Genomic DNA, 12065 nt, shown 5'->3' with positions numbered 1-12065 from the left:
CTTCTAATGAAAACTTTGCCATAAAAAAACTACACCTCCAATTGTTAATTGTGTCTAACAATTGGGGTGCAGTTCAAGTTAGGAGTTTTTTTATTTTGTGAAATGTAAGATAAGTTGTCATTGCTTGTTCTAAAATGATAAAGAGCTCGTATACATATAGTACAAACTTAGATTTTAGGGGGAAATGGTATGCCTAAATCCACTTTTAAATGGCTTGTTTGTACTGCAGTAAGCGCAGCTTTACTAACAGGGTGCGGTTTGTTAAATAAGGAGAAAGAAACGGAACAAATTGATCCACCGAAAAAAGTCACGTATACAGACGGTGAAAAGAAAGAGACTGCTACAAAGGAGAAGCAAGGACAAACGAAGAAATATGAGCTATATCTTGTTGATAAAAATGGTTATGTTGTACCGCAAACGCTAGCATTACCTGCTCCAAAACAAAATGAAGTTGTGAAACAAACATTAGAATACCTTGTGAAGGATGGTCCAGTAGAGAATTTACTGCCAAATGGATTCAAGGCGGTTCTTCCGGCAGGTACAATGATGTCCATTGATTTGAAAAAAGATGGGACAGCAGTTGTGGATTTTTCAAAGGAAATGAAAAATTATAAAAAAGAAGAAGAGCGTCAAATCGTTGAATCGGTAGCTTGGACATTAACGCAATTTAAAGATATTAAACAAGTTAAATTTCAAATAAATGGTGAGAAATTAGCGAAGATGCCTGTTGGTGGCACGCCGCTTGGTGAAGGTGTGAGCCGTGCTGACGGTATTAACTTTGATGATGAGCAAGTGGCGGATGTCACGAATACGAAGCCAGTTACACTTTATTTCTTAGCACAAAATAATAAAACACAGTATTATGTGCCAGTGACACGCCGCGTGGCAGAAGGAAAGGAACATGAAGTAGCAACGGTTGTGAATGAGCTTGTTAAAGGGCCATCGGGCTCAGCTTTACTTAATGATTTTAATCCTGATGTGAAGCTTGTTAGTGAACCGAAAATACAAGATGGAAAAGTTACATTGAATTTCAATGAAAATATATATGTAGATAAAGGAAAAAGTATGATTTCAAATTATGTACTGCAATCACTCGTTCTATCTTTAACAGAAAAGCAAGATGTAAAAAATGTTTTTGTTGAAGTAAACGGGAAAGCAAATCTTGTTACTGAGAAAGGTGAGAAACTAACAAAACCTGTTGATCGTCCGCAAAACGTGAATACAGGTAGTTTTTAATCTTAAATAATTTGATATAATTATGTTAGAAAGGGGAATTTCTTTTTGAGTTCTCCTTCTTCTATTATTGTTGTACATAATTATAAATTTAAAATGGGCTATACTAACGAGTAGTAGTTACTAGGGGGTTATTTTATGCGAGTAGATGGTAGAGAAGCGGCAGAACTGCGTCATATACATCTTCATACAAATTATTTAAAACATCCAGAAGGATCTGTTCTGATTGAAGTTGGAGATACGAAAGTTATTTGTTCGGCAACGATTGAAGAACGTGTGCCACCATTTATGAGAGGCGAAGGAAAAGGATGGGTAACAGCGGAATACGCGATGATTCCACGGGCAACAGAACAGCGTACAATTCGTGAGTCCAGTAAAGGGAAAGTAACTGGTCGCACAATGGAAATTCAACGTTTAATTGGACGAGCATTACGTGCGGTTGTTGATTTGGAAGTGCTTGGGGAAAGAACGGTTTGGATTGACTGTGATGTCATTCAAGCAGATGGCGGAACAAGAACTGCGTCGATTACGGGTGCTTATGTCGCGATGGTGTTAGCATTTGAAAAGTTATTACAAGCGGAAAAGGTATCTAAAATTCCAGTAAAAGATTATTTAGCTGCAACATCTGTTGGAATTGTTGAAAACCAAGGTGTAGTTTTAGATTTAAACTATGCAGAAGATTCTAAAGCGGATGTTGATATGAATGTCATTATGACAGGAAAAGGCCAGTTTGTTGAAGTGCAAGGAACTGGAGAAGAAGCAACATTTAGCCGCGCAGAGTTAAATGAATTACTCGATGCAGCTGAACAAGGAATTTTACAACTCGTTGAAAAACAAAAAGAAGCATTAGGCGACATCGTATCTCACATAGAGTAGAGGTGAAAAATATGAAACAAGTTGTTGTAGCGACGAAAAACATGGGGAAAGTACGTGAATTTGCTGAGCTATTCGAGAGATTTGATTTAGAAGTAAAATCTCTTTATGATTTCCCTCATATTGAAGAAGTTGAGGAAACTGGCGAAACATTTGAAGAAAATGCAATCTTGAAAGCGGACAGTTTATGTAAGCAGTTCAATTCAATTGTCATTGCAGACGATTCAGGTCTAATTATTGATGCTTTAAATGGAAATCCTGGTGTGCGCTCTGCTCGCTATGCTGGTGAACAAAAAGATGACCAGGCGAATATCGACAAAGTTTTAACAGAATTAGATGGCGTTTCGATGGAAAAGCGTACAGCGCGTTTTTATTGTGCGTTAGCAGTTGCTTTTCCAGAAGATGATAAAGAACCGGTTATTGTAAATGGTACATGTGAAGGGAAGATTTTAGAACAACGTCGTGGTGAAAATGGTTTCGGATACGATCCAATCTTTTATGTAGAAGAATACAAACGAGCGATGGCTGAGCTAACTTCAGATGAGAAAAATGAAATCAGTCACCGCGGACGTGCTCTTCGTAAGTTGGAAGAGAAAATTCCAGAGTGGTTTTTAGAAGAAGAATAAGGGAGAGAGACCGATGAGAGCTTTAATTGTAAGCGATAGTCACGGTTCTACGAGAGAATTACAGCAATTAAAAGATACATATGAGAGAAATGTAGATATTATGATTCATTGCGGTGATTCAGAACTAACACCAGATCATTCTGATTTACAAGGGTTCCAAGTAGTAAAAGGAAATTGCGATTTCTATAATGGCTTTGAAGAAGAAATTATTACTGATGTAGATGGATTACGCTTTTTTGCTACGCACGGACATCGGTACAATGTTAAAATGAGTTTGCAAACACTTCTATATCGTGCAAAAGAAGTGGAGGCGAATATTGTGTGTTTTGGACATTCTCATATGTTGGGAGCGGAATTTATTGATGATATTTTATTCATCAATCCTGGAAGCATTTTATTGCCACGTTCCCGTAAAGAAAAAACATTTACTTTGTTAGAAGTAACTGAAGAAGACATTGAAATTCGATTTGAAACATTAGATGGAAAAGTTGTCGCACATAAAACTTTTCAAAGAGGATAAGAAAAATTATCCTCTTTGAAAAAAAGTGTTGACTTTATCTAGACGTACAAATATAATAAACATTGTCGATAAGACATCAAGCGAAAATAAAAACAAAATATGCGGGTGTAGTTTAGTGGTAAAACAAGAGCCTTCCAAGCTCTGGTCGAGAGTTCGATTCTCTTCACCCGCTCCATGTCCCAGTAGCTCAGCAGGATAGAGCAACGGCCTTCAAGAATAGGAGCCTTTATAGGGAAACAAGAACCTATAGAGTGGACGACACTATATCGGTGAAGCCTTAACAGTACGGCTGATGGTAATACCGAGGAAACTTACGATCTTCCTTGAGAAGATTAAGGAGTTTTGAATGATTAAGTAAATCTTAATGGTAAAGACTCTGAAGCATGATGAAAATCATCGTGAGGTTCCGTAGAGACTACACGTGTCGCACCTGAAATGGTGAAGATATAGTCCAGACTACAAACAGTAAATACTGGTAGCGAAAGCTATGGTGGTAAGCTAAGCCGTCGGTCGGGAGTTCGAATCTCTCCTGGGACGCTAAAAAAACCTTGTTATCTTTTGATAACAAGGTTTTTTATTTGTTTTTAAATTAGTTGTTAATAAATTTTTCAAAGACAAATCCATAATCTTTCACATTATATTGTTTTTTTGTATCAACAAGCCAATTGAAGGCAATTTGATTCATTTCCTTAAATTGCTCTGCTAAATTGAGTTGTGCGTTTGTAATGCGGCTAAATGTGTTGGATGCCATGTCTAAGCTTTTATGAGCATACTGTAATGTAATATCATTCTCATAGGAGATTTCCTCAATTTTGAGAAGGGCTTTATATAGGTCTTTGAGCTCTTCAATGTGCTTTTTGTGAACATCAATTGAGTAATACTCATCCCCCATGTGAAATTTAATTTCCACATCTAAATCGATTGTACCAGCAGTTTCTAACGCTACATTTCTAATTTGATATTTGCTGTAACTATAACGACGCAATGTACGTTTTTTACTTGCTGCACTCGTTCCGTCTAGATGAATTAATCCTTTGTTTGTAAAGCAATATTCGTCAGACTTTGATTTGATTAAAAAATAAATTTTTTCCCCATCTTCATGCATGACATAATCATCAGCATCAACTTTATCATAATCTTTCGGTGTGATTACAGAACCTACATCACTTAACCCAAGTACATCAGCAGCTACTTTTTTGAACATATGTATCATCCCCTTTTTTTTTGTTCTGAATTGTACGAAAATATACTATCATTTTTTGTGGAAAATTTATATGTTTTTAATGAGAATTTTGAAGAAGGGATTGGAAATGAGTTACCGAATTTAGTTATAGAATAATTTTAAAGGTGTTGAATAGATATATGTATCATCATACAAAAACAAAAGGTGATTTAGGTGTTTTAAAAGCTCAGGTAGATTTGTATGAAAAGGGGTATATGATCTTAATTCCACATACAGAGCATTCTCCGTTTGATCTTGTAATTTATAAAGATGGCTTATTTAAGAGAGTGCAAGTTAAATATCGTGAATTGAATGAGAAGGGAATGCTTGAAATCAGATTTCGTTCTAGTTATTCAACTAAAAATGGGGTAGCTATAAAAAATACAGATAAAGAAGAAATAGATATTTACTGTGTATACTGTCCTCAAACTGATTTGTGTTATTACTTTGATCCGAAAGTATTTTGTAAATCAATTAGTTTACGTATAGACCCTCCGAAGAATCATCAACAAAAAAACATTAAATTTGCTGACGATTATAGAGAAATCCTGTAAAAGCCACTTTCGATTATGTTAGGTGGTTTTTCTTTTCTTTTGAAATCTTACAATTCTGTAAGGTAGATGTAAGGAAGTTCGATGGTAACAAAATGTCAGTTCTTTATAATTAAGGTAACGAAGATGACACGAGGAGGAAAAAATATGAAAGGGTTAGTCGTAACAGCTTTAACAGTAGCTTTTGGATTTGTAGCGTATGAGAAATTAACAGATGTAGTTGAAGTTGTAAAACATTTAGTAGCATAGAGAGAATTGTGATGAGAGGGAAAGGGAATGGGTAAATGAATGGAATGGTTATTCGGAATTATAGGTGTCTGTAGTGTTATATTATTGTTATTTGTCCCAAGTGGAATACTAAGTTCAACTACAAGTTTATTTTTTATGTGTTTACTTGCCTGCATTATGCTCATTATTATGTTTCTAATGAAACAAAGTAAGCCAATCTTCTTTTTTAGCATGATTGTTGTTACAATTATTGTTCTCCAAATTATCACTCTTTTCGTATATCCTACAATTATAAAAGCTTTCCATTAATGAGAAAATCCTCTACGTTATTTGCTGAGGGTTTTTTATCCCGCTATTTGCGGGCTAACCATCAGTAAGGGATGAAGAAAACCCCACTGATGGAAGTTTCACTTTATATGCATAAAGAGGCTTTGTTGATGTAAATTTTTCATTTTTAATTATAAAAGTTAAATATTTTCATATTTCAAATAAATGTATTTGGAATGTTGTTTTCTTAACAGTCATTTGTTATATTTACTTTGAAGATACTTAAAATCTAAAAAAAGAGGCGGACGTATGGATAAAAAAGAAAATACGGTCGTATTGTTTCCGCAGTTGTCAGAGCGTTATATTGATCAAGGGTTTATGGCGCTGCGGGAGCGGAAGTTCGAAGATGCATTGCGCTGTTTTGAAATATTGCGTCAGTATAATGGAGAAACAGAACAAACAGAATTAGCTTCGGTTATTTGTTTATTAGAATTAAAGCGAATGGAAGAATCAAAAGAACGATGCGAGCAGCTGCTTGAAACAGGAACAGTCTTGTTTGGGGATATTCTTGAAACATACGTGACAATTTTAGTTCAAACAAATGATTATGTAGGTGTAATTGAAACTGTTGAAGAGGTTTTGCAGAAGAAAGAATTGACCGTAGAGCAAAGAGAAAAATTAGCACAGCTTGCTCAGTTTGCGGAGAATATGCTAAACGGTGAGGAAACAACGCCGATAGAATCTGATTTTGATCTGGAAGAATTTTCGAAGAATCTATTTGTAGAAAATTTTGGGCAGCAATTGCAGGTAATTAATGCTCTATTACTTAAAAACCTCGAAAAAGCTTTGCCAGCTTTACAGAAATTTCTTATTGATGGCACGAGACATCCGTATTTAAAAACTTCCATTATATACAAAATGGTGGAGAAGCGTATGGAAGAAGAAATAGAAGTAGAGAAATTTGGCGAAAGAATAGTGATTATCCCAGCTCATTTGGGTCATAATGATGAGTATTCGAAAAAAGTCATACATATATTATCTAATCGTTTAGAAAGTGATAATCCAAATATGTTTGAGGCAATTATTACATATTGGAGAGAAATGCAAGCTAGTATTTTCCCGTTCCCATTACTAATGGATAAGCACGAAGTTTGGGCAGCAGTTTTAGAGAGAATCGGGAGAAAACGTTTCGGGTTGATAATCGATGAAGAGGAACTTATGGTAGCGTATAATATTACCGTTGAAGAGTTTCATATTGCATATCAATGGTTTTTACGTGTGGAGAGAGAAGGGCATTTACCGGTATAATTATGAAAAAGAATCGTTCAGTTATTGAAACGAGAATATTCTATGTTATAATGTAAGGGTTGCAAAAGGCTGAATTATGCCTGTTTGTAAGAGGAGAGAAGTATAATTCTCTTACTTAATATGTTTCATATTATTCTCGAACAAAATATACCGTGTTTGTCTTATAGACAAATAGTAGATTGGGAATCGCATGTCTTAAAGCTTATTGCTAGAAGATTAGAAAGCCTGAATAAAATTGGCTTCTGTGCTTGCATTGTTTCTAAAAAAGAAAGAATGGAAATCTCAATCTGTAGTGGTATGTGCATACATTATTATAGTTGGAGGGAAAGAATAAATGGCTGCAAAATGGGAAAAATTAGAAGGTAACGTTGGCGTTTTAACAATCGAAGTTGATGCTAAAGAAGTAAACAACTCTATCGACGCTGCGTTCAAAAAAGTAGTAAAAACAATTAACGTACCTGGTTTCCGTAAAGGAAAAATGCCTCGTCCGTTATTCGAACAACGCTTTGGTGTTGAATCTTTATACCAAGATGCTTTAGATATTATCTTACCAAAAGCATACGGTGAAGCAATCGATGAAACTGGTATCTTCCCAGTTGCTCATCCTGAAATCGACATCGAGAAATTCGAGAAAAACGAAAACTTAATCTTCACTGCAAAAGTTACTGTAAAACCTGAAGTAAAATTAGGTGAATACAAAGGACTAGCAGTAGAAAAAGTTGAAACAACTGTAACTGACGAAGATGTAGAGAACGAATTAAAATCTTTACAAGAACGTCAAGCTGAACTTGTTGTTAAAGAAGAAGGTACTGCTGAAAACGGCGATACAGCTGTAATCGACTTTGAAGGTTTCGTTGATGGCGAAGCATTCGAAGGCGGAAAAGGCGAGAACTACTCTCTAGCAATCGGTTCTGGTACATTCATCCCAGGTTTTGAAGAGCAATTAATTGGTCTAAAAGCTGGCGAGTCAAAAGACGTTGAAGTATCATTCCCAGAAGAGTACCATGCAGAAGAACTTGCTGGTAAACCAGCAACATTTAAAGTAACAGTTCATGAAATTAAAGCACAAGAACTTCCTGCTTTAGATGACGAGTTCGCTAAAGATGCAGACGAAGAAGTTGCAACTCTTGATGAGTTAAAAGCAAAACTTCGTGCAAACTTAGAAGAAGGCAAAAAGCACGAAGCTGAGCACAAAGTTCGTGACGAAGTAGTAGAAAAAGCTGCTGCTAACGCTGAAATCGAAATTCCAGAAGCTATGATCGAAACTGAGTTAGATCGTATGGTTCGCGAATTCGAACAACGCTTAAGCCAACAAGGTATGAACCTTGAGCTTTACTACCAATTCACAGGTACTGATGCTGACAAGTTAAAAGAACAAATGAAAGAAGATGCACAAAAACGTGTAAGAATCAACCTTGTTCTTGAAGCTATCATTGAAGCTGAAAACATTGAAGTTACTGAAGAAGAAGTAACTGCAGAAGTTGAAAAAATGGCTGCAATGTACAACATGCCAGTTGACGCTATCACACAAGCTCTTGGAAGCTTAGATGCTTTATCTGAAGATCTTAAAGTTCGTAAAGCTGTAGACTTCTTAGTAGACAACAGCAAAGCTGCATAATAAAATAACAAGGCACGATTTTTGATCGTGTCTTGTTTTATAAATATAGAAATATATTTATAAAACTTTTCGATGAAGAAGGAAATGATCCTTCTAAAGTCGAATATACATATTTCAAAAGTTTTAAAAATTTTTTATTTGTACATAACTAGTCATATTATTTGTATTTCTCGCCACGTAGTGACATAATATGTATTTACATACGATACATTTATCGTGTACATACGAAGGCAAGAGATTAGCACTTTGTAAGGGGTGTGAAAATATGTTTAAATTTAATGATGAAAAAGGGCAATTAAAATGTTCTTTCTGTGGTAAAACACAAACGCAAGTTCGAAAACTTGTTGCTGGTCCAGGTGTTTACATTTGTGATGAGTGTATTGAGCTTTGTACAGAGATTGTGCAAGAGGAGCTTGCGAAAGACGAAGAAGTAGAATTCAAAGATGTACCGAAACCGGTAGAAATTCGTGAAATCTTAGATGAGTATGTCATCGGACAAGACAATGCGAAAAAAGCACTAGCGGTAGCGGTATATAATCATTACAAACGCATTAATTCTAACAGCAAAATTGATGATGTAGAATTGGCGAAAAGTAATATCGCACTTATCGGGCCAACTGGTAGTGGTAAAACACTATTGGCACAAACATTAGCGCGTATTTTAAATGTTCCATTTGCAATCGCGGACGCAACATCTTTAACAGAAGCTGGATATGTAGGTGAAGATGTAGAAAACATTTTACTAAAACTTATTCAAGCTGCTGATTACGATGTAGAGAAAGCTGAAAAAGGAATTATTTATATTGATGAGATTGATAAAGTGGCGCGTAAGTCAGAAAATCCATCAATTACACGCGATGTGTCTGGTGAGGGTGTACAGCAGGCCCTTCTGAAAATTTTAGAAGGTACTGTAGCAAGCGTTCCACCTCAAGGTGGTCGCAAACATCCGCATCAAGAGTTTATTCAAATTGATACAACGAACATTTTATTCATTTGTGGTGGTGCGTTTGATGGCATCGAGCCAATTATTAAACGTCGCCTTGGTGAAAAAGTAATTGGATTTGGTTCAGAGAAGAAAAATGCTGATGTAAATGAAAAGCATGTTTTATCTCACGTATTGCCAGAAGACCTTTTACGATTTGGTTTAATTCCAGAGTTTATTGGTCGTCTTCCAGTTATTGCAAACCTAGAGCCGCTTGATGAAGATGCTCTTGTTGATATTTTAACAAAACCGAAAAATGCGCTTGTGAAACAGTTCCAAAAATTATTGGAGCTTGACGATGTTGAGCTTGAATTTGAAGAAGGAGCACTGATTGAAATTGCGAAAAAAGCAATTGAACGTAAAACAGGTGCTCGTGGACTTCGTTCTATTATTGAAGGCTTAATGCTAGATGTAATGTTCGAACTTCCATCTCGTAAAGATATCGAGAAGTGTATTCTTTCAAAAGAAACAGTAGCGGACAATGCACCGCCAAAATTGGTGTTACAAGACGGTACTGTACTTGATACAAAAACATCTGCATAGTGTAAGAATGAAACAGCAATTTTTATAATTGCTGTTTCTTATTATGTTTAGCACTATTCCTCCCAGGAAATACTAAATGGTAAAACATAGCGGGAGGAAATAAATGATGAGCTGGACAAATATATTCTTACTTGTTCAACTTGTTTTTGGTGTAATTGTCGGATTATATTTCTGGCATTTGCTCCGAAACCAGCGAACACAAAAAGTTTCAATTGATCGAGAATCGAAAAAAGAATTAGAACAACTTCGCAAAATGCGCGAAGTCTCTTTGACAGAACCGCTTGCTGAAAAGGTACGTCCTACATCTTTTTTAGATATTGTAGGGCAAGAGGATGGAATTAGATCATTAAAGGCGGCGCTTTGTGGACCGAACCCGCAGCATGTCATTATATACGGCCCCCCTGGAGTAGGGAAAACGGCAGCGGCACGTCTTGTGTTAGAAGAAGCGAAGAAAAATCAAAAATCACCATTTCGTATGAATGCAACATTTATTGAACTGGATGCAACAACAGCGCGTTTTGATGAGCGTGGTATCGCTGATCCGTTAATTGGATCGGTGCATGATCCGATTTATCAAGGGGCAGGCGCAATGGGACAAGCGGGAATTCCTCAGCCGAAAAAAGGTGCTGTAACAGATGCGCATGGCGGCATTTTATTTATTGATGAAATTGGTGAATTGCATCCAATCCAGATGAATAAAATGTTAAAAGTATTAGAAGATCGTAAAGTGTTTTTGGAAAGTGCATACTATAGCGAAGAAAATTCAATGATTCCAACATACATACATGATATTTTTCAAAAAGGCTTACCAGCAGATTTTCGCTTAGTTGGAGCGACAACTCGTTCTCCAGATGAAATTCCTCCGGCTATTCGTTCTCGTTGTTTAGAAGTTTTCTTCCGTGAACTCGATACAGAAGAAATTCAAAAAGTAGCGAAGAATGCAGCAGAAAAAGTAAAGATGGAAATTGGGGAACAAGGTATTGAAATAATTGGAATGTATGCAAGGAATGGAAGAGAAGCCATTAATCTTGTGCAAATTTCTGCAGGGATGGCGATTAATGAGGGACGCTCATTTATTAAGGATGAGGATATTGAATGGGTCGTTCATTCTAGTCAGCTTACTCCAAAATATGAAAAGCGTATTTATCCAATTCCGAAGATCGGTCTTGTAAACGGTCTTGCAGTATATGGACCGAATACAGGGGCGTTATTAGAAATTGAAGCAACAGCAATTCCAGCTACGGACAAGGGTTCGATAAATGTTACAGGAATTGTGGAAGAAGAGAGCATTGGTAGTCAAACGAAATCAATCCGTCGTAAAAGCATGGCGAAAGGTTCAGTTGACAATGTTTTGACAGTCCTTCGTTCTCTCGATTTGTTGCCAGAAGGATATGATATACATATTAATTTTCCAGGTGGGATTCCAATTGACGGGCCTTCAGCAGGAATTGCAATGGCAACAGGAGTATACTCCGCTCTGCATCGTGTTTATGTGAATAACGAAATCGCGATGACAGGAGAAATAAGTATTCATGGAGAAGTGAAACCAGTTGGCGGCGTATATGCAAAAGTGAAAGCAGCGAAAAAAGCAGGAGCGAAAAAAGTTATCATTCCTGCTGAAAATATGCAACCATTTTTATATACGATAAAAGACATTGAGATTATTCCCGTTCGAAAATTAAAGGAAGTTTTTGAATTAACATTCGTACAAGAAAATTTGCATCGTGAAATCGATGTGCGCCATAAGGTAGATGAAGGCGATGTAATATGAATTTGAAGATCTAATAGGTGATTTCGTTTTATCCCGCATTAACAGGCAGTAAGACCCCTACCTCAAAATTCAGCAAAAGCAAAGAAGTTAGGTGGGGGGCGGGCTGCCCGTAAAATCCAGATTGGTGAGGGCTAATAATCAGTGAGGGATGAAAAAACCCACCGCTGATTAAAGTTTCACTTTATGTGAGCGTCTACTAGAGCATAATAATATTTGCCAGACTTCGTTTAAGTTTGTATGCTTAAGCGGGGTCCCTTTTTCTTTTTTGGAACAGAAAAAGCAGGGGATTTGCAATTGCAAGGAATCTCTGCAATTGCATCAAG

The 12065-nt window shown here is 36.4% G+C and carries 11 protein-coding genes and 1 tRNA gene; 11 read left to right on the top strand and 1 reads right to left on the bottom strand.

The genetic code is table 11. From position 1 onward, the window contains the following. Positions 1 to 189 precede the first annotated feature (189 nt). The 5 genes from J4P91_RS06730 to J4P91_RS06710 all read left to right on the top strand — a co-directional run bounded on the left by J4P91_RS06730 (position 190) and on the right by J4P91_RS06710 (position 3427). Positions 190 to 1236, top strand: coding sequence for a GerMN domain-containing protein (locus tag J4P91_RS06730; protein WP_207993330.1), 1047 nt, complete (start codon positions 190 to 192; stop codon positions 1234 to 1236). Positions 1237 to 1371: 135 nt separating this feature from the next. Beyond that, positions 1372 to 2109 carry a ribonuclease PH gene (gene rph / locus J4P91_RS06725; protein ID WP_207993329.1) on the top strand — a complete coding sequence of 246 codons (738 nt, stop codon included), beginning with the start codon at positions 1372 to 1374 and terminating at the stop codon, positions 2107 to 2109. A gap of 11 nt (positions 2110 to 2120) precedes the next feature. Further along, positions 2121 to 2732, top strand: coding sequence for an XTP/dITP diphosphatase (locus J4P91_RS06720; RefSeq protein ID WP_017150614.1), 612 nt, complete (start codon positions 2121 to 2123; stop codon positions 2730 to 2732). Between the two features lie 13 nt (positions 2733 to 2745). After that, positions 2746 to 3252: a metallophosphoesterase gene (locus J4P91_RS06715; RefSeq protein ID WP_207993328.1), complete on the top strand. Its 507-nt coding sequence runs from the start codon at positions 2746 to 2748 to the stop codon at positions 3250 to 3252. 101 nt (positions 3253 to 3353) lie between these two features. After that, a tRNA-Gly gene (locus J4P91_RS06710) sits at positions 3354 to 3427 on the top strand. Positions 3428 to 3841: 414 nt separating this feature from the next. Here the strand turns inward: J4P91_RS06710 and J4P91_RS06705 are convergent. After that, positions 3842 to 4456: a PH domain-containing protein gene (locus tag J4P91_RS06705; RefSeq protein ID WP_207993327.1), complete on the bottom strand. Its 615-nt coding sequence runs from the start codon at positions 4454 to 4456 to the stop codon at positions 3842 to 3844. A 158-nt stretch (positions 4457 to 4614) separates the two neighbouring features. Between J4P91_RS06705 and J4P91_RS06700 the strand changes: the two genes are divergently transcribed. The 6 genes from J4P91_RS06700 (at position 4615) to lonB (ending at position 11742) form a co-directional block, all read left to right on the top strand. Continuing rightward, positions 4615 to 5028, top strand: a complete 414-nt coding sequence (locus tag J4P91_RS06700) for a group I intron-associated PD-(D/E)XK endonuclease (protein ID WP_017150617.1) — start codon at positions 4615 to 4617, stop codon at positions 5026 to 5028. Positions 5029 to 5313: 285 nt separating this feature from the next. Continuing rightward, on the top strand, positions 5314 to 5562 hold the full coding sequence (locus J4P91_RS06695; RefSeq protein ID WP_017150619.1) for a hypothetical protein: 249 nt from the start codon (positions 5314 to 5316) through the stop codon (positions 5560 to 5562). A 267-nt stretch (positions 5563 to 5829) separates the two neighbouring features. Next, positions 5830 to 6828 (top strand): hypothetical protein, encoded by a 999-nt coding sequence (locus J4P91_RS06690; RefSeq protein WP_207993326.1) that lies wholly within the window; start codon positions 5830 to 5832, stop codon positions 6826 to 6828. A 334-nt stretch (positions 6829 to 7162) separates the two neighbouring features. Continuing rightward, the gene (tig, locus tag J4P91_RS06685) at positions 7163 to 8446 is read left to right on the top strand and encodes a trigger factor (RefSeq protein WP_207993325.1); all 1284 of its coding nucleotides are present in this window, start codon (positions 7163 to 7165) and stop codon (positions 8444 to 8446) included. Positions 8447 to 8711: 265 nt separating this feature from the next. Continuing rightward, positions 8712 to 9971, top strand: a complete 1260-nt coding sequence (clpX, locus tag J4P91_RS06680) for an ATP-dependent protease ATP-binding subunit ClpX (protein WP_016116501.1) — start codon at positions 8712 to 8714, stop codon at positions 9969 to 9971. A gap of 106 nt (positions 9972 to 10077) precedes the next feature. Continuing rightward, complete coding sequence (lonB, locus tag J4P91_RS06675; RefSeq protein ID WP_207993331.1) at positions 10078 to 11742, top strand: ATP-dependent protease LonB; 1665 nt, start codon at positions 10078 to 10080, stop codon at positions 11740 to 11742. The last annotated feature ends 323 nt before the right edge of the window (positions 11743 to 12065 follow it).

Origin of the sequence: Bacillus sp. XF8 (genome assembly GCF_017498755.1) — a bacterium.
Lineage (GTDB): Bacteria > Bacillota > Bacilli > Bacillales > Bacillaceae_G > Bacillus_A > Bacillus_A bingmayongensis.
This window is presented reverse-complemented; position numbering and strand designations above follow the sequence as displayed.